The organism is Streptomyces sp. NPDC051963 (assembly GCF_044593495.1).
Taxonomy (GTDB): domain Bacteria; phylum Actinomycetota; class Actinomycetes; order Streptomycetales; family Streptomycetaceae; genus Streptomyces.
Window position 1 is genome coordinate 546,065 of record NZ_JBIUCC010000004.1, and the last position, 19,251, is coordinate 565,315.

The window sequence follows — 19,251 nt, forward strand, 5'->3', positions numbered from 1 at the left end:
TGTTGCAGGCGGCTCAACGGTCGCGGCCGGGCGAAACCTCCTGTCAGCCGGACGACCCGAGCTCCTGGGCGACCGGAACGCCCTCCGTACGAACCACCCGCCGCTCCGCGTCCACCGCGAACACCTCGCACCCCTCCCGCCCGGCCGCCCAGGCAACCCCCTCCGCACCCATCGCGAACGCCGCGGTCGCCGCCGTGTCCGCCTCGGTCAGCGTGGACGCCACGACGGTCACCGAGAGCAGTCCGGTCGCCGGACGCCCCGTCCGCCCGTCGACGATGTGATCGCCGCGCTCATAGCGCCCGGAGGTCGCAACCGCGCCGTCGCTGATCTCCAGCACCGTGCACAGCTGATCGGCGTGTTCGGGGTGCCGTATGCCCACACGCCAGGGACCGCCCGCCGCGACCACGTCGCCGCCGGCGTTGAGGCAGAACCGCCGCACGCCGGCCGCCGTGAGCAGTTCCGCCGCCCGCTGCACCGACCAGCCCTTGACGACCGCGCACGGATCGAAGCCCTCGCCGGGCCGGCGGGCGTCGAACGCGCCGCCGGTGGCGAGGCGGTACCGCTCGCACAGGTCGAGCACCTCGGCGAGGTCGGCACTGACCTCGCCGAGGGAGATGTCGCCGCGGTCGAGCCGGGACACCTCACTGCCGGGCTTGAACGGACTGAACCGTTCGTCGACCTCGCGCAGCCATGCGAAGACCTCGTCCGCGAGAGCGGCGGGGACCTCCGCGTCGTCGATGCGCAGGGAGACGGGGAAGCCCATCACGTGCTCGACCCGGTGCATGTCAGGCGCCCTTCGCGTCGATCGCCGCCTGGAGGGACTCCTTGTAGCCGTCGCTGGTGATCGTCGCCCCGGACACCGTGTCGATCTCCGCGCTCTGCGCCGTCAGCGTCTCCGCGATCAACTTCGGTACCGCGGCCGTCGTCTGCGGGTGGTTCGGCTGCTGGAGCATCCGCACGGACTTGATGGCGTCGCCCTCGAACGTCACCTCCACCTGCACCGGGCCCTTTTCGGTGGTGACGGTCGGGCCCGCGACGGTCTCGGTCGTCGTCTCCGGGGAGGCGGAGGGCTTCGACGACGAGGAAGAGGCTGCGGAGGCGTTCTTGTCGATGGCCGCCTGGAGGGACTCCTTGTAGCCGTCGCTGGTGATCGTCGCCCCGGACACCGTGTCGATGTCCGCGCTCTGCGCCGTCAGCGTCTCCGCGATCAACTTCGGTACGGCGGCCGTGGTCTGCGGGTGGTTCGGCTGCTGGAGCATGCGTACGGCGGTGATCTTTTCGCCCTCGAACGTCACCTCGACCTGCACCGGACCCTTTTCGGTCTGCAGGGTCGAGCCGGTGACCACCGTGGAGCCCGAGGACCCCGCGGGAGAGGACGCCGAAGGCGTGGCCACGGGTGCGGCCACTTCCGTGGACGCCCCGGTGTCGACCGACGGTTCGTAGCGCCAGACGGTGACCAGGCCGGCGGCGGACAGGACAAGGGCGGGAATTACTCGCTTCACGGTGTCTGTGTCCCTCTCATCCAGCCAGGCTGAAGCGCTCGAAGTGGATCTGCGGCTTGGGTACGCCCAGCTCGCGCAGGCTGCCGAGCACCGCGTTCATCATGGGCGGCGGCCCGCACAGGAAGACGTCCCGGTCGGCGATGTCCGGCACGAGCCGGCCGAGCTCGGATGCCGCCAGCCGGTCCGGCACGGGCGGGCCGGTCACCAGGTGCAGTTCGGCGCCCTTGGTGGCGGCGAGGTCGCGCAGCTCGTCGTAGAGGACGGCGTCGCGGTCGCTGCTCACCCGGTAGATGACCACGGCGTGGCCGTCCAGGTCCTCCAGCAGGGCGCGGATCGGGGTGACGCCCACGCCGCCGGCGATGAGGAGGGATTCCGGCCGGGTGCGGTGCATCGCGGTGAAGGCGCCGTAGGGGCCCTCGGCGAAGACCCGGGTGCCGACCTTCACATGGCGCAGGGCGGCGCTGCCGGGGCCGGCCGCCTTGGCGGTGAGCCTGAGGCCGCGGCCGTCGGGCGCGGCGGACAGCGAGAAGGGGTTGGCCTGCCACCAGCGGTCGCGGGTGAGGAACCGCCACAGGAAGAACTGGCCGGCCTGCGCGGGCAGCCGGTCCAGGTCGCGGCCGGTCATGTAGACGGAGACGACGTTGTCGGCCTCGGGGACGACGGCCGAGACGCGCAGCTGGTGACGCCAGTTCCGCCACAGCGGCAGCACGGCCCGGCCGAGGACCACCGCGCCGAGCGCGAAGCCCCACAGGGTCCACCAGTAGGCGGTGGCCAGGGACGACGCGACGAACGTCGTACCGACCGCCACCTCGTGCGTGAACGCCAGCACCACGGCGGCGTAGGTGTACAGGTGGAGGAAGTGCCAGGTCTCGTAGGCCAGCCGGCGCCTGGCCCAGCGGGCCGAGACGGCGCCGATGCCGATGATCAGCACCCAGGCGACCAGCGCGCGCAGCACGCCCTCGGTGGTCTCGGCGAGGTCGACCAGCTGGTTGACCGGGTCCAGGCCCGAGGACTCGCCGTAGCCGAAGGTGATGAAGACCACGTGGCCGACCAGCGTCCACAGCAGCGAGAAGCCGATCCAGCGGTGCCAGAGGGTCATCCGGTCCATGCCGATACGGCGGTCGAACCAGGGCAGCCGGGCCACCAGCAGCAGTTGGAAGGCCATCAGCAGTCCGCCGAACAGGCCGCACAGCCGGCCCACCACGATCAGCGTGTTGGAGGCGAATCCGGCCTGGACGAAGAAGTAGGTCACCACGGCAACGTTCACGGCCAGCACGGCGTACAGGCCGGTGCGGGCGGCCACCCTGGGGCGTATCGCCGTGGGGGGCGCAGGGGGCGATTGGACGGTTGTCACGGCAGGCAGCTCCTTGGTCAGGGTCCTCGGTACACCGAGCTTCGCTGGCGGGAGCTGTCGAATACCTGTCGTTGTACTTTCAAGTGCTTATCGATGTGGTCCCGGCCGTGACCTGGCTCATGGCGCCGGCGGGTGCGTGCCGCACTATGTGGAGGTGGAGAAAGTACGACTGCTCGTCGTGGACGACGACCCGCCGATCGCCGACCTGGTCGCGACGGTCGCCCGCTACGAGGGCTGGGACGCGGTCACGGCGAACTCCGGTGAGGAGGCCCTGCGGGCCGCCGCCGAGTTCCACCCGGACATCGTGGTGCTCGACCTGATGCTGCCGGACGTGGACGGCTTCGGCGTGCTCGACCGGCTGCGCCGCTCCGGGACGATGGTGCCGGTGGTGTTCCTCACCGCGCGCGACGCCGTCGCCGACCGGGTGGCGGGGCTGACCCGGGGCGGCGACGACTACCTGGTCAAGCCGTTCGCGGTGGAGGAGTTGATGGCCCGGCTGCGGACCGTGCTGCGGCGCAGCGCCGGGCCCGGCTTCCAGCGGTCCGTCCTCCAGGTCGCCGACCTCACGATGGACGAGGACACCCGCGAGGTGCGGCGCGGCGACCGGCTGCTGACGCTCACCCCCACCGAGTACGAAGTGCTGCGCTATCTGATGCGCAAGTCGCCGACCGTGCTCACCAAGGCGCAGATCCTCGACCATGTGTGGGAGTACGGCTTCGGCGGCCGCTCGAACGTCGTCGAGCTGGTCGTCAGCCGGCTGCGCCGCAAGCTCGACGAGGCCGATGAGCCCGTCCCGGGCGCGGCACCGCTGATACACACCGTGCGGGGCTTCGGGTACGTGATCCGGCAGGCAGCCGAGTGATCGGGCGGATCAGGCAGACGTACGACAGGACGGGGCTCGGTACCCGGCTCGCGCTGAGCCTCGGGGTGCTGTCCCTGATCGTGTTCGCGGTCGTCGGGACGGCGCTGACGGCGTACATGCGGGACTACCTGGAGCACCAGCTCGACGACCAGCTCAAGCTCGTCCAGACCGCGCAGACCACGGACGCCCAGGTGCACGGGATCGTGGAGGAGAAGCCGTACTGGGGCTGGTACACCGCCGTGTACGACGTCACGGACGACTCGGCCGTCCTGCGCAAGCCCTCCGACGTACCGGACGACAAAAGCGCGCTGACCGCGCTCGCCCGGTCGATGGCGCACTCGGACGACGAGATCCAGCGCACCGCGAAGATCGACGGGGAGGGCGAGTACCGGCTGCGGGGCTGCGAGGTCGAGCCCGGTGTGGTGCTGGTCAGCGCGGCGCCCATGAAGGACATCGAGGACACCGTGGGGCAGCTGCTCACGGTGCAGGCCATCACGTTCGCGCTCGCTGTGCTGGCGCTGGTGGTGGTCGGCCGGAAGATGCTGCGGCGCGGTCTCAAGCCACTGAGTGACATGGCGTCCACCGCCCACGGCATCGCCTCGCACAACCTGACCGAGTCGGCGGCCCGGCTGCCGCTGCGCGCGGACGGCAGGGACGGCGGCCCGGAGGTGGCGGAGCTGCGCACCGCGTTCAACGCGATGCTGGAGCACATCGACGACTCCCTCGCGGTCCGTGCGGAGGCCGAGCAGCGGCTGCGCCGGTTCGTCGCGGACGCCTCGCACGAGCTGCGCACGCCGCTGATGTCGGTACGGGGCTATGCGGACCTGTTCCAGTACGCCGCCGCCAACCACCCCGAGGAACGGGACAGACATCTGGCCCGGCTGCGCGCCGAGGCCGCCCGGATGGGCTTCCTCCTGGACGACCTGCTGCTGCTCGCCCGTCTCGACGCCGCCGAGGTGGAGGCGCCGCTGCGGATCGCGGACGCCGACCTGGTGGAGCTGGTGGGACACGCCGCCGACGCCTTCCGGGCGGCCCACGCGGACCATCCGCTGACGGTGGACGCCGGTCCCGCCCGGCTGTCGATGCGGCTGGATCCGCAGCGCATCCGGCAGGTACTGGACAACCTCCTCACCAACGCGGCCGTGCACACCCCGCCGGGCACTCCGGTGTCCGTCTCCGTGTCGGTCACGGACGGCCGGGCCGTCGTCCGGGTCGCCGACGCGGGCCCCGGCATCCCGCCCGCCGACCGGCAACGCGTCTTCGACCGCTTCTACCGCGTCGACAAGGCCCGCAGCCGCGACCGGGGCGGCAGCGGTCTCGGCCTCGCGGTGGCGCACTCCCTGGTGTCCGCGCACGGCGGCACCATCGGCCTCAGCAGCGAGCCGGGCGCGACGGTGTTCACGCTCTCGCTGCCGCTGCCGAAAGGTCTTACGGACCGGTGACATGACGGGCGCGGCCCGTCCGTTACGCCTGGTCGCGGGCCTACGTTGAGGGCATGCGCGTACTGGTCACCGGCGGTGCCGGGTTCATCGGGTCCCATGTCGTCGAGGCACTGAAGGCCCACGGGCACGAGCCCGTCGTCCACGACATCCGCACCGACCCGGCAGCGGACGTACGGGACCCCGACGCCGTCCGCGCCGCCCTGACCGGAGTCGACGCGGTCTGCCACCAGGCGGCGATGGTCGGCCTCGGCGTCGACTTCGGTGACGCCGTCGACTACGTCTCCCACAACGATCTGGGCACCGCGGTCCTGCTCACCGCCATGGCGGAGACGGGCGTACGACGTCTGGTGCTGGCCGGGTCGATGGTGGTGTACGGCGAGGGGCGGTACTCCTGCGAGTGGCACGGGGTGGTCCGACCGGGCCCCCGTTCGGTCGCCGACCTGGAGGCGGGCCGCTTCGAGCCACGCTGCCCGGTCTGCGCCGAGGACCTCTACCCCGGCCTCGTCGACGAGGACGCCCCGGTCGATCCGCGCAACGTCTACGCCACGACCAAGCTCGCCCAGGAGCATCTGGCGGCGGCCTGGGCCAGATCGACCGGCAGCTCCGCGGTGTCGCTCCGCTACCACAACGTCTACGGCCCGGGCATGCCCCGCGATACCCCGTACGCCGGCGTCGCCTCCTTCTTCCGCTCCGCCCTCGCCCGCGGCGAGTCCCCCCGCGTCTACGAGGACGGCCGCCAACGCCGCGACTTCGTCCACGTACGCGACGTCGCCTCGGCCAACATCGCAGCCCTGGAAGCGACTCCACCCCCGGGCACGCTCACCCCGTACAACACCGGCAGCGGCGACCCCCACACGGTCGGCGAAATGGCCGAGACCCTGGCAGCGGCCTACGGCGGCCCACCGCCCCTGACCACCGCCCAGTACCGCCTCGGCGACGTACGCCACATCACGGCCGACTCCTCCCGGCTGCGGGCGGAGCTGGGGTGGAAGGCGGAGGTGGGGTTCGCGGAGGGGATGCGGGAGTTCGCGGGGTCGGAGATGGGGAGGGTTTGAGACCTCCGGCTAAATTCAGCCCCTCCGGCGTTTGAGGAGCGGGGTCTGGGGCGGAGCCCCAGGGACGGGACGGGTAGGGGCGGCGGGGGCGAAAAGAAACCGCCCGTCACACCCCCGCCACCGGCAAGGTCACCACAAACCGACACCCACCCGGAACGTTGTGAACCGCAGCCCTCCCTTGATGCGCCTCCACGATCCCCCGCACGATCGCCAGCCCCAACCCCGCCCCCGCCGGCGGCGTCCGCGCATCCGTCCCCCGCCACCCGGTATCGAACACCCGCGGCAGATCCTCCTCAGGAATCCCCCCGCACCCGTCCGTCACGGACAACACCACACCATCGGCCGACCGCTCGGCGGCCACGGCGACCGTACCGTCCGCCGGTGTCCGACGAATCGCGTTGACAAGCAGATTCCCGAGCACCCGGCTCATCTCCTTGCCGTCCACCTCGACCGGCACCGGCTCCACCAGATCACCGACAAGCCGCACGCCGTGCTCACGCGCCAGCGGATCGGCCCCCGCAAGGGCATCCCCGACGAGGTCGTACAGCGAGATCCGGCTGGGGGTCAGCGCCAGCGTCCCCGCATGTATGCGGGAGAGTTCGAAGAGGTCCCCCACCATGCCGTTCAGCCGCTCCACCTCGGTGCGGATCTGCCGGAGATAGCGGTCGGGATCGGCGGCGACCCCGTCCTCCAGGGCCTCGGCCATCGCGCGCAGCCCGGCCAGCGGGGTACGCAGATCGTGCGAGATCCAGGCGACGAGCTCACGCCGGGAGGACTCCAGGGCGCGTTCCCGCCTGCGGGACTCGGCGAGTTTGGCGCTGGTCGCCTCCAACTCCCGGCTGAGTGCGGCGAGTTCGGCGGTCGCGGGACCGTCGGGCGAGGTGAAGTCGCCGCCGTCGCCGAAGGAGCGGGCGGCGAGCGCGAGGGCCCGGCTGCGGGCGACGACCCAGCGGCCGAGCAGCAGCGCGGTGACGAGGGAGACGACGGCGGCCATCGCGGCGACCAGTGTGACGACCTTCAGGTCGTGCTCGGACAGGAACATGGCCTGCGCGACCACGAGCGTGCCCGCGAGCATCGCGGTGACGGCGACGGCGGCGACCACCGCGAGGTGCAGGGCGAGCGACCGGCGCCGGACCATCCGCAGCACACCGGCGCCGAGCACCCCGGCGGCGGCTGCGCCGAGGAAGGCGAAGAGGGCGATCAGGAGTGTGTCGCGCATGGTCACGCCTCCGCGGTGTCGAAGCGGTAGCCGACGCCCCACACGGTCTGGATCAGCCGGGGCCGCGCCGGATCGTCCTCGACCTTGCCGCGCAGCCGGCGGACATGGACGGTGACGGTCGACAGGTCGCCGAAGTCCCAGCCCCACACCTCGCGCATCAGGTCCTCCCGGCTGAAGACCCGGCCGGGGTGCCTGAGGAAGAACGCGAGCAGGTCGAACTCCCGGACAGTGAGGGCGAGTTCGGTGCCGTTCTTGGCGGCGCGCCGGGCCGCCGGGTCGACCGTGAGCCCGGCCGCGCGCAGGGTGGGCGACGGCGGGGCGGGGCGGGCGCGGCGCAGTACGGACTCGACGCGCAGGACCAGTTCCCGGGGGCTGAAGGGTTTCGTCACATAGTCGTCGGCGCCGACCTCCAGGCCCAGGATCCGGTCGTCCTCGTCGCCGCGCGCGGTGAGCATGATGACCGGCACGGGCCCGCGCACCCGCATCTGCCGGCACACCTCCAGGCCGTCCATGCCGGGCAGCATCAGGTCCAGCACGACGAGGTCCGGCCAGTGCTCGGCGGCCCGGTCGAGGGCGTCGGGACCGTCCCCGGCCCGGTCGACCACGTATCCGGCCCGGTCGAGGTACCCGGACACGACCTCGGCGACGGTCGGATCGTCGTCCACGACGAGGACCCGGGCTCCGGCCCCCAGATGCTGCTGCTCTTCCATGCCGCCAGCCTCGCACCACGCGCGCGCCGATGGCGTCCACCGCCGCTGACGTCCTTGTTTCGTAAGGAGCCAAGGCCCGAAATGTCCGATTCTCGCTCGTAGGGTGAGATCCGTGACGACCCCCTTTCCCATGGACCGAGAACGTCCCATGGCCCGAGAACTTTCCAAGGCCCCAGAAGTCGACGTGGTCCTCCCCTGTCTCGACGAGGCCGAGGCGCTGCCCTGGGTCCTGGAGCGCATCCCGCCCGGCTGGCGGGCGCTGGTCGTGGACAACGGATCCACGGACGGCTCGGCCGACATCGCCCGCGCCCTCGGCGCGAGAGTCGTGCGCGAGGAGCGGCGCGGCTTCGGCGCCGCCTGCCATGCGGGCCTGACGGCCGCCACCGCCGACATCGTGTGCTTCTGCGACTGCGACGCCTCCCTCGACCCGGGCGACCTCGTGCCCTTCGTTCGGGAGGTGGCCGACGGCTCGGCAGACCTGGTGCTCGGCAGACGGCGCCCGCAGGGCCGGGGCGCGTGGCCCGCGCACGCCCGCGCCGGCAATCTGGCGCTGGCCCGGATGCTGCGCCGCCGCACCGGACTTCGCCTGCACGACCTGGGCCCGCTGCGTGCCGCCCGGCGCGAACCGCTGCTCGCCCTCGGCCTGACCGACCGGCGCAGCGGCTATCCGCTCCAGATGGTGGTGCGGGCCGCCGACGCCGGCTGGCGCATCACCGAGCACAGCGTCCCCTACCTCCCGCGCACCGGCGCCTCCAAGGTCACCGGCACCTGGCGCGGGACCTGGCAGGCGGTACGGGACATGAGCCGGGTACTGACCGAGACCGCCGCCAAGCAGGGAGCCCGCCTGTGACCACGCTCCTCGTCATCGCCAAGGAGCCCCGGTCGGGCCGGGTGAAGACCCGGCTGACACCGCCGTTCACACCGCGGGAGGCGGCCGCGCTCGCCGAGGCCTCGCTGGCGGACACCCTGGACACGGTGGCGCGGACGCCGGCCGCGCGCCGGGTCCTGGTCCTCGACGGGGCTCCGGGCCCCTGGCTACCGCCCGGCTTCGAGGTCGTACCGCAGTGCGCGGGCGGCCTCGACGAACGTCTCGCCGCCGCCTTCGCGGCCTGCACCGGCCCGTCCCTGCTGATCGGCATGGACACCCCGCAGGTGACGCCGGAGCTCCTGACCGTGGACTTCGCCGACTGCGACGCGTATTTCGGTCCCGCCGACGACGGCGGCTTCTGGGCCCTGGGCCTGGCCGCACCGGATCCGGCCCTGCTGCGCGGCGTCCCGATGTCGACCCCGCACACCGGCGCCGTGCAGCGCGACCGCCTCGCGGGCCTGCGCGTACGGGACCTGCCGTGTCTTCGGGACGTCGACACGGCCTACGACGCGGAGGTGGTCGCCAAAGCGGCGCCGGGCGGGCGTTTCGCGGCGGAGCTGGAGCGGCTGACGGCAGAAGCGCGGTGAGTGCGGTGAGCGCAATGCGGCAGGTGACTTCGGTGAGCGCGGTGCGGCAGGCGACGGCGCTGGTGCGGCAGGCCGCTGCCGACGACCGTCCCTGGACGGCCGACCTCTACACCGACGCCCTCCTCACCGGGCGCGGTCCGCTCTTTCTGCGCCGTACGGACGGCTGGCTGCTGCCGTTGGACGTGGAGCGCTGGTGTGCGCGTGCCGACGCGGTGGACCGGGAGGTGCTCGCCCGGTGCGAGGGTGCGGTGCTCGATGTGGGCTGCGGTCCGGGACGGCTCGTCGCCGAACTCACCGCCCGGGGCCGGCACGCCCTCGGCATCGACGTCAGCGCGGCGGCGGTCGCCCACACCGTGCGGCTCGGCGGACAGGCGCTGCACCGCTCGGTGTTCGAGCCGGTTCCGGGAGAGGGCCGCTGGGGCACCGTCCTGCTCGCCGACGGCAACGTCGGCATCGGTGGCGATCCCCTCGCCCTGCTCGACCGGCTGGGCCAACTGCTGGTGCCTGGCGGTCTGTTGATCGCCGAGACGGCCCCGGTGGACGTGGACGAGCGCATCCACGTCCACGTCACCGACGGGCGGGGCACGGCCGGCGCCCCCTTCCCCTGGGCCCGCCTCGGCACGTCCGCCCTGCTGCGGCATGCGAGCCGCGCGGGCTGGAGCGCCGTCGATCAGTGGACCTCCGGCGGCCGTTCCTTCGCGGCCCTGCGCAACCGTCGTACGAACAGCACCGCGGAGCCCGCGAACAGCGCGGCGGTCATCAGCAGCCAGCGTGCGGGATAGCCGTGGGTGTTCAGGCCGGTGACACCGTCGAAGTGGTCGGCGACCCGGCCGCTGATCAGCGGGAACCAGACGAGCAGCAGGAGCAGGGACAGGGCGGCCGGCACCCGGACGTAGCCGACCGCCCAGCGCCGCCCGGCCGCGCCGAACGCGGTGACCAGGGCCCGGTCGGCCGCCGTGTACAGCGGCAGCAGGACCAGGTCGTGGACGAGCGCCGCGCCCACGAACCACAGGGCGACCTCGAACCAGTCCCCCTCCAGCAGCCGCACCCCCGCATACCCGGCGAGCGCGAACGACGCGGCGAGCAGGAGCAGTTGGAACGGACTGCCGACAGCCGGACGGGCGCGCATCACAGATCTCCGAACGTCATCCGGGCCACCCACTTGGTGTTGAGCACACCGGGAGCCGCGGGCACGATGACCCGGGCCGGGTGGCCGTGGTCGGGGGACAGGTCCTCGCCGTTGACGGTGAGGGCCAGCAGCGAGCGTTCGTCGGCGACCTGGTTGGCGCGCAGGGCGGCGTGGCGGAAGGCGCCGTGCCGCTGGAGCGACTCCACGAACACGTCGGGCGGATCGTCGTGGCCGACGAGCGCGGCCAGGTCCCGCAGCCGTACGCCGCGCCACCACTGGTCGGAGGTCGACCAGCCCTCGACGCAGGCGATGGGCAACGAGGAGGAGTGCAAGGGGAGTCGGAGCAGGTCGGCGCGGGTCAGCCGGACGACTCCGGTCCGCCCGGTGACGACCAGCCGCCAGGCCTCCTCGCCCGTCTCCGCCGTGCGGATCCCGGCGTAGGCGGCCGTCTTGTTGATCTGGAAGCCGTTCGGCCCCGAGCCCGGTGCGGTGCCGCGCGGGGCGAGGAGGGCGGTGCGCCGCAGCGCCCCGTCGAAGCTCTGTCCGACGGTGGTGGCGAACAGCAGCAGCGAGCCGCCCCCGACGAACCACAGGGCCCCGCGCCGGGACACCGTCGGCTCGTCGGGATCCGGGGCCACCAAGTCGTCCTTCTCCTCCCGCAGTTGCCGCAGATTGCGCAGCGCCTGCGGGAGCTTCAGCACCACGTGCGCGACGAACGCGGCGAAGAACACCCAGGCCCCGTAGAAGTGCAGGGTGTAGAAGGAGCCCGGGAAGACGTAGTCGAGCTGGACGTTCAGCACCCCCGTCACGAACTCGAAGAGGACGCCGCCGACCAGCAGGAGGAGCGAGAGCCGCTCCGCCGCATGGGCGAGCGAGCGCGCGGGCGGCAGTGTGAACAGCCTCGGCACGACCGACCACAGCTTGGCCAGCAGGACGGGGATCAGGGTGACGCCGAGGGTGACGTGGACGCCCTGGTTGAGCCGGTAGAGCCAGTGCGGGTCGGTCGGCCAGGAGAACAGGTAGAAACCGAGGATCCCCTTGTCGGGCGTCTGGTCGTTCACCGGGTCCAGGTCCGGGTTGTAGGCGGCGTACGACACCAGTCCCGTCAGAAACAGCAGCGTGATCCCGCCGAGCAGCACCACGCCGAGCACCGAGGTGAACCAGGGGCCGCGCAGCGGGCTGCGCCAGAACGAGGGGGAGAAAGGGGTAGAAACCGTGCGTCGCATGCCCCGACCGTAGGCCCGCGTCACCGCAGGACAGGGGCGCGAATCATGACGAATCCCTGACGTCGGCGCCCGTCACGCGTCTGGCGGACGCCGGGCGTCCTAGCGTTCTCGCGTGACCCACGATCTTCTGCCCGAAACCGGTTCCGACGCCCTTCCGGACGCCCGCCGTGACCTCCGCCGTGACCTGTACGCGGCCTGCGCCGCCGCCCTGCTCTTCGCGACCGCCGCCGTGGTCGGCACCGTGATCGAGGACCGGGACGGCAGCCTCTTCGTCGACTGGCCGCCGCTGCTCGCCGACTGGTACCCGCACCTCGGCCCCGGCACCCCGGCCGCGATCGCCGTCGCGGTGGCGATCGTGGCGTACGGCCCGCCCCTGGCCGCCCGGCTGCCCTGGCGCCGCCTCCTGTTCACCGTCTGGGGAGCGGGCACGGCCTGGACGTTCTCGCTGGCGCTCGTCGACGGCTGGCGGCGCGGCATCGCCGACCGGCTGACGACGCGCTATGAATACCTCCAGGTCATCGACCGCTTCCACGACATCCCGGCGGCCCTGCGGGACTTCAATGCCCACATCCTGCTCGACTCCCCCGACCACTGGCCCGCGCACATCGCCGGCCACCCTCCGGCGGCCACGCTCACCTTCGTCTACCTGGACCGCATCGGGCTGGGCGGCGGCGCCTGGGCCGGGGTCTTCGTCATCACCGTCGGCGCGAGTGCCGCCCTCGCGATCCTCCTCACCGTCCGCACCCTCGCCGACGAGAAACTCGCCCGCCGTGCCGCGCCCTTCCTGGTCCTGGCCCCGGGTGCCGTGTGGCTGGGCACCGCCACCGACGGCTGGTTCGCGGCGGTCGCCGCCTGGGCGGTCGCGCTCCTCGCGCTGGCGGTGACCGGCCACCGGCCACGCTGGACGGGACTCGCCTCCGGCCTCCTCTTCGGCCTGCTGATCTATCTGTCGTACGGCCTGACGCTGTTCGTCGTGATCGCCGCCGCCGTGCTGCTCCTGGGCTCCGACCGCATCCGTCCCCTCCCCTTCGTGCTGGCCGGTTTCCTGGTCGTCCCGATCGTGTTCACCGCGCTGGGCTTCTACTGGTGGGAGGCGTACGACCTGCTGGTCACCCGCTACAACCAGGGCGCCGGCGGCACCCGTCCGCAGGCCTACTGGGTGTGGGCCAACCTCGCCTGCCAGGTCCTCGTCGTCGGCCTCGCGACAGCGGCGGGGCTACGGCGGACCGGAGTGATCCTGCTCCGCCGGGACCGTACCGCCGCGTTCCGCCTCGGCGTGCTGGTGCTCGCCGCGCTGGTCGCGATGGTCGCCGCCGACCTGTCCGGGATGAGCAAGGCCGAGACGGAGCGGATCTGGCTGCCGTTCGCGCTCTGGCTGTTGCCGGCGGGTGCGTTTCTCACGGGGGTGCGGGGGTGGCTGGTGGCGCAGGCGGTGCTCGCGCTGCTCGTCAACCATCTGCTGCTGACGGGTTGGTGACAACGGTGCTGACGCCCGTCACACTGTGACCGCGTTGCCCGTCCGCCCTCACCTCGTCGGTTCCCGGCCACCATCCCGTCACACGGGAAGGGAACGCTCCCCGCGTCCCCCTTTGCTCGCCTCCTCATACCCGTCCGTCCCGCCACAGCGCGGGCACGACGCGGAAGGACGACGTGCGCCGTGTCCCCGCTCCAGCTCGACGAGCTCCCCAAGCCGTCGCTCACCCCCGTCCCCATCCCCGCTCCCGCCTCGGTCGGTGCCCCCACACCGACGCAGGCGCGGCAGCGCCGGCGCCGGCTCCGCTGGGCGCTGAGTCTGCTGCCGCTCCTGCTGATCGGCGGTTACGCCGCTTTCGACTGGCCCACGGTCCATGACAGCGCCGTCCGCCTGGCCGGTGCCGACCTCCGGTGGCTGCTGGCCGGAACCGTTTTCAACATCCTGTGCTGGATGGCCGCTTCGGTGACCCGGCAGGGCGCCCTCCCCGAACGGCTGCCGCCGGGGCCCCTGCTGGCGTCGCAGTTCGCCGCCGGCGCCGCCAACCACGTCCTGCCGGCCGGTCTGGGCGCGCACGCCGTGACGCTGCGGTTCCTCCAGAACCAGGGGATATCCATCCCCCGGGCGACGGCGTCGCTGGCGCTGTACTCGCTGGTCAAGCCCGTCGCGAAGACGCTGCTGATCCTCGGGTTCCTCCTCGCCTTCCCCGGTACGCTGCGCATCGGCCAACTCGTCCCGGACGCGGAGACGTTGACCGTGGCCGCCATCGGTGTGGTCTGCGCGCTCGCCGCCGCGGCCCTGCTTCTGACGGTCGTACGGCCGCTGCGCCGGCCGCTGCTCGACTGTCTGAGCACCGCCCTGACCGACGCCCGTCTGCTGCACACCCGCCCGATCCGGGTGCTCCAGCTGTGGGGCGGGGCGGCCGCGTTCCCGCTGTTGCAGGCCTGTGTGCTGGCCTCGGTGGGGTCCTCGCTGGGGCTGCAGCTGCCCTGGGTGCATGTGATCTTCGCGTATCTCGCCGCCAGCGCCGCGGTGGGGGCCGTGCCGGCGCCTGGCGGCATCGGCCCCGTGGACGCGGCGCTGGTGTTCACCCTTGTCGTGTTCGGCGCGGCGGTGCCTGTGGCGACCGGCACAGTGATCGGGTTCCGGGTGATTACGGTGTGGCTGCCGTTGGTGCCGGGGGCGCTGGTGTTGTCGGGGATGGTGCGGCGGAAGATGTTGTAGATGCTCCCGCCTGTGGTTCTTTGGCTGCGGGTCCGTTGTGGCTGGTCGCGCAGTTCCCCGCGCCCCTGCGGGGCGCGTACTAGGGGGCGTTCTGGAAGACCAGGGCGTCTCCCACCGCCCGCTCGGCCGTCCCACTCGGCTTGTTCACCAACGCGCCCTCCACCGACATGGCCGTGGAACCGCCGCCGTCGAGGTTGATGGCGTCGTGCAGACCGAGTGCGTCGGCCACCGCGGCGGTTTCGTCCATTGTCGTGCCGACGCTGGTGGTCATGCGGCCGTCGATCGTCGCGAGCACGATCCTGCCGTCCCGTGTCGTGCCGGCGATGGTGCGGGGGTTGCGGTCGAAGAAGCTGCCGGAGCCGGGCGGTACGACGATCTCGCCGTTCGCGGTGAGCCGGTAGCGCCCGTTCACGCCGGACAGCCCCGGTCGCACCGGAAGGGTCCTGCCGCGCTCGTCGGTCAGTGTCGAGGTGACCTTGACGCAGCCTTCTCCCGCCACCTGCAGAAGAGTTGACGCCTCCCGGCCGGTCGCCTGGATCGACGTCTGTCCCGCGGCGAGTGCCGTGCCGCGGGTCGTCGACGTGCGTGTCACGCAGCCGCGCCGGTCCAGGACGACCTCGGCGCCGGCGCCCGACGGGGTGGATGCGGCGAACTCCGGGGTGAACCGGGTGACATCGCCGGGTTCGGTGCACTCGGTCGTTCCGGTGCAGGCCGCGGGAACGACGGGCGGGTGGTTGAGGTACTCCAGCGGGAGCGAGGCGCCGGTCGCCCGGTTCGTCACGCCGCCCGACCAGCTGAGCTTGCCCATCAGGACGCGGTCGGTACGGGAGTCGACGACGAGGTCGGCTTCGGCGGGGTCTGTCGTGGGCTCGCTGAGGAGCCGCCCGCTGTACAGGCCCAACCCGACCGGGTCGCCGGGGTACTGGGCGCTGGCCGTGAAGGTGAAGAACGAGGCGTTGACCCCGGCGAGCGCTCCGGAGGAACGGACGAGGTCGGTGGTCTTCTCCGTGCGGGCCAGGTCGGGTCCGTAGGTCGCCTTCAGATGGCCGCGGGTCCTGCGGGGGTCGATGGTGAGGACGTTGACCACCCAGGGGCCGCGGGGCGTGCTGTTGATCTGGTCGGCGGGGGCGGGTTCGGTCCCCCGCACGATCCGGGTCAGGGTGACGCCGTCGGCGAGCGCCCGGCTGCTGCGCGTCTCCACGAGGTCGGCGTCCCCGAGGGGAAGGGTCCGGTCGGCGGCGGCTTGGGCGTGACCGCCCGGAGCGACCAGGACGGTCACAACGGCCGTCGTCACAGCCGCGGCACGAGTGATCCCGAGTCTGTACGAGCTGGATGTCATGCCCGCGAGCATCTTCCGCCGGGGGAACGCCCGGTAGGCCCTTCGAGCCCACACGGGTGAACAACTGCGGAAGCGGCACGCGGAGTTGCCGTGAGCGGAACCAGTCGGGCGCGCAAGGGCGCGCCCCGTCAGGGGCGCGGGGAACTGCGCGACAAGCCCCCACCGGCCCGCAGACGAACAACCCCCCTGTCCAACGGAGCGCCTAGTCCCGCCGGGCCACCAGCCGATACGCGTTGGACACCCCGAGCCGATGCGACAGGCGCCGGATCGCGAACCGGTCCAGCAGCGTGCCCGCGACCAGCGCCGGGATTCCCGCGATCAGCAGCGCACCGCGCACCGTGCGCTTCAGCGCGTTGGGCGCGGACGGCAGCCAGGGCAGGTCGTCGCGGGGAGCCACCGCGTCCAGCACGAGCCAGGCGCCTGCCAGCAGGTCGACGGGGTCGTGCGGCTCGGCGTGCTGTTCCGCGACGACCGTGAAGCCGAGGTCGGTCAGCCGTTGCCGCAGATTGCCGACCGGCACGAAGTGCAGGTGCTGCGGCTGGAGCCACGGCAGCCACCACCGCCCGAGGATGCGGGCGTAACGGCTGTCGGGGTCGGGCACCTCGATCAGCAGATGCCCGCCGGGCCGCAACGCCTCCTTGGCCGCCCTCAGTTCACGGTCCGGCTCGGTGCTGTGCTCCAGGTAGTGGAACATGCTGACCACGTCGTAGTGCCCGGCGAACCCCGGTGCCAGCTCGGGGAAACTCCCCCGGTAGCCGCGCTCCACCCGCCCGGCCCGCTCGGCGAGTTCGGCCCCGTCGGTGAAGTCGAGCCCGTCGAAGGTGGTGCCGGGGTGGACGGTGCGGGCGGACTCGCAGAAGTGGCCGTGCCCGGTGCCGACGTCGAGCCAGTTCTTAGGGTCGGAGGTGTGCGGCAGCAGGGACGCGGCCCGCTGCTCGTACATCTTGCCCCGGCTCGCGAAGGTGTTGCCCAACTGCTTCTCGCCCAGGCCGTCGTAGAAGTCCCGGTAGTAGAACTCCAGCCCCTCGGCGCTGAGTCGGGGGTTCTGGAAGGTGTGCCGGCACTCCCCGCACCGGTCGAGCACGAACCGGCCGGGCTTGTGCTGGAGCAGATCGGTGGTGCGCAGCCGGGTGGTCAGGTCTTCTGAACCGCACCAGGGGCAGGTGGTGCGCCGGGGTTCGAAGAACCGGTCCAGGCCGTCGGCCAGGTCGGCCCGGTAGCCGGGGCGCAGGGCGGCGACCTGCTCGGCTCGGCTCGGTGCCTTGTGCTCTTCCTCGTTCATGACGCCTCCTCGGCGGCCAGCTCTTCGAGACGGGAGGCCGCCGCGGTGGCACCCCCGGCGGCCCGGAATCCGGTACGGATGCGTATCGCCGCGGCCCGATGGCCGGGTTCGTGCAGGACGGCGTCGAGTGCCTCGCCCAGCTTCACCGCGGTGACCCGCCCGAACCGGACCCGGATCCCCGCCCCTGCCTCGGCCACCTGCCCGGCCACGACCGGCTGGTCGTCCCGGATGGGTGCCACGACAAGGGGCACACCGTGCCAGAGGGCTTCGCAGACGGTGTTGTGCCCGGCGTGACAGACGACGGCGTCGACCCTTTCCAGCAACGGGAGTTGGGGCACGGACGGCACGATCAGCACGTCCTTGTCGGCGGCCGCCGTGAGCGCCCCCGCCGGATCCACGATCACCGCCTGCATCCGGTCCGCCCGGGACCGTACGGCCTCATGGCACGCACCGAGGAACCGCGCCCCCACATCGGTGTTGGCGGTCCCGAGCGTGACGAGGACCGTGGCGCGGGACGGGTCCAGCCAGTCCCAGGGGAAGTCGGCCCGGTCCGGCCGGGCGGCGACGGACAGGCCGACGTACCGGATCTGTTCCCCCGTCCTGGCGTCCGGCCCGACGAACTCCCGGGTGCTGAAGGCGAGCACGAGATGGGGCGAGAAGCGTGGATCGGCGGTGCCGGCCGGGTCGCCGATCCGTGCCCGCAGCCCGCTGAGGAGTCCGTCGATCCAGTCGGCGACCTTCGGCATGCCCGCCAGGACGTCGGTGAACTCGGCGGAGGTGGTGGCCGAGGTCGCCCACGGCACGCCCAGACGTTCGGCGACCAGCCCGCCGGCGAGGGCCTGCTGGTCGGCGACGACCACGTCGGGGCCGAACTCCCGCACCGCGGCGGCCACTCCGGGCGCCATCGCCTCGGCGAGCGGGGCGAGAAACCGTTCCCAGAGGAATTTCAGCGCCTCGGGACCGCGGAGTTCCGGCGGTCGTACGCCCTCCCCCGCCCCCGGCACGGGCCCGTCGCAGGAGAACACGACGGACGTCTCGCCCGCGAGCCGCAGGAGCAGGCCGGGGTCGGCGCACGCCCAGGCCACCCGGTGTCCCCGGGTGGTCAGTTCGGCGGCGACCCCCACGGCCGGGTTGATGTGACCCACGAGCGGCGGCACGACGAACAGGAACCGGCTCACCGCACCTCCGCCAGCGGGGGCTGCCGGATCAGTTCGAGAATGTGGCCGCCGACCACTCCGGCCGCTTCCACCAGCACCGAGTGCTCGTGCCCCGGCACCACCACGGTCCGGCAGTCGGGCAGCAGCCCCTCCAGCCACGGCGCCAGTTCGGCCAGGTCGGAGTCGCCGCCGTACAGGGCGAGTACGGGACAGGAGACGGACCGGATCGACTCCTCGGTGAGCACGCGGCTGGCCGGGATGTCGTGCGGGAGGCTGGTGGTGCGGGCCAGCCGGGCCGCGCCCTTGGCGAGGCGGGCGGTGTTGTGGCTGCGGTTCGCGGTGATCCAGGCGAGGGCGTCGTCCTCGTTGAGCGCGAGCTGGGTGAGCACGCGGTGCAGGATGCCGCCGATCTTCACCGCCCAGGCCTCGGTGGCCGGTTCCGACTCGATGAGGGTGAGGCTCGCGACGCGCTCCGGGTGGCGGGCGGCGTAGCCGAAGGCGACCGTGCCGCCGTAGGAGTTGCCGACCAGGTGGACCGGGCCGGTGATCACCAGCCGGTCGAGCAGCGCCTGAAGGTCGTCGATGTTGTCGTCGAGGCGGTAACCGGTTTCGGGGCGCGTGCTGCGGCCGTGGCCGCGCAGGTCGTACATGACGACGTCGATGCCGGCCAGTGCGAACACGGGGGCCACGGTGAAGTAGTAACTGGCGAGGCTGTCGGTGAGCAGACCGTGCACCAACACCGCAGTGGCAGTGGCGGGTCGACCGTCCTTCGGGCCCATTCTCTGTACGTGCAGCCGGAGGTCGCCGGTGTCGACGAAGGCCAT

The 19,251-nt window shown here is 72.4% G+C and carries 19 protein-coding genes; 8 read left to right on the top strand and 11 right to left on the bottom strand.

Annotated features, from left to right (window positions below; all coding sequences use genetic code 11):
- Nucleotides 1-43: 43 nt before the first annotated feature.
- From ACIHFB_RS19140 to ACIHFB_RS19150, 3 genes are read right to left on the bottom strand one after another with little or no spacing between them, the layout of a single operon-like run.
- Nucleotides 44-784, bottom strand: a complete 741-nt coding sequence (locus tag ACIHFB_RS19140; RefSeq protein WP_400127402.1) for an FAD:protein FMN transferase — start codon at nt 782-784, stop codon at nt 44-46.
- A 1-nt stretch (nt 785) separates the two neighbouring features.
- Nucleotides 786-1,502, bottom strand: coding sequence for an FMN-binding protein (locus tag ACIHFB_RS19145; protein ID WP_400127403.1), 717 nt, complete (start codon nt 1,500-1,502; stop codon nt 786-788).
- Between the two features lie 16 nt (nt 1,503-1,518).
- On the bottom strand, nt 1,519-2,856 hold the full coding sequence (locus ACIHFB_RS19150; protein ID WP_400127404.1) for a ferric reductase-like transmembrane domain-containing protein: 1,338 nt from the start codon (nt 2,854-2,856) through the stop codon (nt 1,519-1,521).
- 154 nt (nt 2,857-3,010) lie between these two features.
- Here ACIHFB_RS19150 and ACIHFB_RS19155 point away from each other — a divergent pair, with 154 nt between their 5' ends.
- From ACIHFB_RS19155 to ACIHFB_RS19165, 3 genes are read left to right on the top strand one after another with little or no spacing between them, the layout of a single operon-like run.
- Nucleotides 3,011-3,718 (top strand): response regulator transcription factor, encoded by a 708-nt coding sequence (locus tag ACIHFB_RS19155; protein WP_365274759.1) that lies wholly within the window; start codon nt 3,011-3,013, stop codon nt 3,716-3,718.
- On the top strand, nt 3,715-5,160 hold the full coding sequence (locus ACIHFB_RS19160) for a HAMP domain-containing sensor histidine kinase (RefSeq protein WP_365274762.1): 1,446 nt from the start codon (nt 3,715-3,717) through the stop codon (nt 5,158-5,160). The genes ACIHFB_RS19155 and ACIHFB_RS19160 overlap by 4 nt, the downstream gene beginning before the upstream one ends.
- 53 nt (nt 5,161-5,213) lie before the next feature.
- On the top strand, nt 5,214-6,215 hold the full coding sequence (locus ACIHFB_RS19165) for an NAD-dependent epimerase/dehydratase family protein (protein WP_400127405.1): 1,002 nt from the start codon (nt 5,214-5,216) through the stop codon (nt 6,213-6,215).
- A gap of 106 nt (nt 6,216-6,321) precedes the next feature.
- On the opposite strand, the gene ACIHFB_RS19170 is transcribed toward ACIHFB_RS19165, so the two are convergent.
- Complete coding sequence (locus tag ACIHFB_RS19170; protein ID WP_400127406.1) at nt 6,322-7,434, bottom strand: sensor histidine kinase; 1,113 nt, start codon at nt 7,432-7,434, stop codon at nt 6,322-6,324.
- A 2-nt stretch (nt 7,435-7,436) separates the two neighbouring features.
- Nucleotides 7,437-8,144 carry a response regulator transcription factor gene (locus ACIHFB_RS19175; RefSeq protein WP_400127407.1) on the bottom strand — a complete coding sequence of 236 codons (708 nt, stop codon included), beginning with the start codon at nt 8,142-8,144 and terminating at the stop codon, nt 7,437-7,439.
- A 148-nt stretch (nt 8,145-8,292) separates the two neighbouring features.
- On the opposite strand from ACIHFB_RS19175, the gene ACIHFB_RS19180 reads away from it, so the two are divergent.
- The 3 genes from ACIHFB_RS19180 to ACIHFB_RS19190 are packed head-to-tail and all read left to right on the top strand — an operon-like array spanning nt 8,293 to nt 10,381.
- On the top strand, nt 8,293-8,994 hold the full coding sequence (locus ACIHFB_RS19180; protein WP_400127408.1) for a glycosyltransferase family 2 protein: 702 nt from the start codon (nt 8,293-8,295) through the stop codon (nt 8,992-8,994).
- Entirely contained in the window at nt 8,991-9,599 is a 609-nt protein-coding gene (locus ACIHFB_RS19185; protein ID WP_400127409.1) for a DUF2064 domain-containing protein, read from the top strand. The genes ACIHFB_RS19180 and ACIHFB_RS19185 overlap by 4 nt, the downstream gene beginning before the upstream one ends.
- A gap of 14 nt (nt 9,600-9,613) precedes the next feature.
- Nucleotides 9,614-10,381 carry a class I SAM-dependent methyltransferase gene (locus tag ACIHFB_RS19190; protein ID WP_400127410.1) on the top strand — a complete coding sequence of 256 codons (768 nt, stop codon included), beginning with the start codon at nt 9,614-9,616 and terminating at the stop codon, nt 10,379-10,381.
- Here the strand turns inward: ACIHFB_RS19190 and ACIHFB_RS19195 are convergent.
- Both ACIHFB_RS19195 and ACIHFB_RS19200 read right to left on the bottom strand, forming a co-directional pair.
- Nucleotides 10,270-10,728 (bottom strand): hypothetical protein, encoded by a 459-nt coding sequence (locus ACIHFB_RS19195; protein ID WP_400127411.1) that lies wholly within the window; start codon nt 10,726-10,728, stop codon nt 10,270-10,272. The two genes, ACIHFB_RS19190 and ACIHFB_RS19195, sit on opposite strands and share 112 nt — an antisense overlap.
- On the bottom strand, nt 10,728-11,954 hold the full coding sequence (locus ACIHFB_RS19200; RefSeq protein ID WP_400127412.1) for a molybdopterin-dependent oxidoreductase: 1,227 nt from the start codon (nt 11,952-11,954) through the stop codon (nt 10,728-10,730). Before ACIHFB_RS19200 ends, ACIHFB_RS19195 begins: the two co-directional genes overlap by 1 nt.
- A 112-nt stretch (nt 11,955-12,066) precedes the next feature.
- Between ACIHFB_RS19200 and ACIHFB_RS19205 the strand changes: the two genes are divergently transcribed.
- Entirely contained in the window at nt 12,067-13,431 is a 1,365-nt protein-coding gene (locus tag ACIHFB_RS19205; protein ID WP_400127413.1) for a hypothetical protein, read from the top strand.
- 180 nt (nt 13,432-13,611) lie between these two features.
- Complete coding sequence (locus ACIHFB_RS19210) at nt 13,612-14,649, top strand: YbhN family protein (protein ID WP_400127414.1); 1,038 nt, start codon at nt 13,612-13,614, stop codon at nt 14,647-14,649.
- 79 nt (nt 14,650-14,728) lie between these two features.
- Here the strand turns inward: ACIHFB_RS19210 and ACIHFB_RS19215 are convergent, their stop codons facing one another.
- The 4 genes from ACIHFB_RS19215 to ACIHFB_RS19230 form a co-directional block, all read right to left on the bottom strand.
- Nucleotides 14,729-15,988 (bottom strand): phosphodiester glycosidase family protein, encoded by a 1,260-nt coding sequence (locus ACIHFB_RS19215; RefSeq protein WP_400127415.1) that lies wholly within the window; start codon nt 15,986-15,988, stop codon nt 14,729-14,731.
- A gap of 202 nt (nt 15,989-16,190) precedes the next feature.
- On the bottom strand, nt 16,191-17,270 hold the full coding sequence (locus ACIHFB_RS19220) for a class I SAM-dependent methyltransferase (protein ID WP_400127416.1): 1,080 nt from the start codon (nt 17,268-17,270) through the stop codon (nt 16,191-16,193).
- Nucleotides 17,267-18,448 (bottom strand): glycosyltransferase, encoded by a 1,182-nt coding sequence (locus ACIHFB_RS19225; RefSeq protein ID WP_400127417.1) that lies wholly within the window; start codon nt 18,446-18,448, stop codon nt 17,267-17,269. Before ACIHFB_RS19225 ends, ACIHFB_RS19220 begins: the two co-directional genes overlap by 4 nt.
- Entirely contained in the window at nt 18,445-19,251 is an 807-nt protein-coding gene (locus ACIHFB_RS19230; RefSeq protein ID WP_365274804.1) for an alpha/beta hydrolase, read from the bottom strand. The genes ACIHFB_RS19225 and ACIHFB_RS19230 overlap by 4 nt, the downstream gene beginning before the upstream one ends.

What these genes read in the sequence shown, in the direction of transcription:
- ACIHFB_RS19220 (WP_400127416.1), bottom strand. Translation starts at nt 17,270, where the DNA reads ATGAACGAGGAAGAGCACAAGGCACCGAGCCGAGCCGAGCAGGTCGCC.
- ACIHFB_RS19195 (WP_400127411.1), bottom strand. Translation starts at nt 10,728, where the DNA reads ATGCGCGCCCGTCCGGCTGTCGGCAGTCCGTTCCAACTGCTCCTGCTC.
- ACIHFB_RS19215 (WP_400127415.1), bottom strand. Translation starts at nt 15,988, where the DNA reads ATGACATCCAGCTCGTACAGACTCGGGATCACTCGTGCCGCGGCTGTG.
- ACIHFB_RS19140 (WP_400127402.1), bottom strand. Translation starts at nt 784, where the DNA reads ATGCACCGGGTCGAGCACGTGATGGGCTTCCCCGTCTCCCTGCGCATC.
- ACIHFB_RS19180 (WP_400127408.1), top strand. Translation starts at nt 8,293, where the DNA reads ATGGCCCGAGAACTTTCCAAGGCCCCAGAAGTCGACGTGGTCCTCCCC.
- ACIHFB_RS19165 (WP_400127405.1), top strand. Translation starts at nt 5,214, where the DNA reads ATGCGCGTACTGGTCACCGGCGGTGCCGGGTTCATCGGGTCCCATGTC.
- ACIHFB_RS19200 (WP_400127412.1), bottom strand. Translation starts at nt 11,954, where the DNA reads ATGCGACGCACGGTTTCTACCCCTTTCTCCCCCTCGTTCTGGCGCAGC.
- ACIHFB_RS19190 (WP_400127410.1), top strand. Translation starts at nt 9,614, where the DNA reads ATGCGGCAGGTGACTTCGGTGAGCGCGGTGCGGCAGGCGACGGCGCTG.
- ACIHFB_RS19230 (WP_365274804.1), bottom strand. Translation starts at nt 19,251, where the DNA reads ATGGCCTTCGTCGACACCGGCGACCTCCGGCTGCACGTACAGAGAATG.
- ACIHFB_RS19175 (WP_400127407.1), bottom strand. Translation starts at nt 8,144, where the DNA reads ATGGAAGAGCAGCAGCATCTGGGGGCCGGAGCCCGGGTCCTCGTCGTG.
- ACIHFB_RS19170 (WP_400127406.1), bottom strand. Translation starts at nt 7,434, where the DNA reads ATGCGCGACACACTCCTGATCGCCCTCTTCGCCTTCCTCGGCGCAGCC.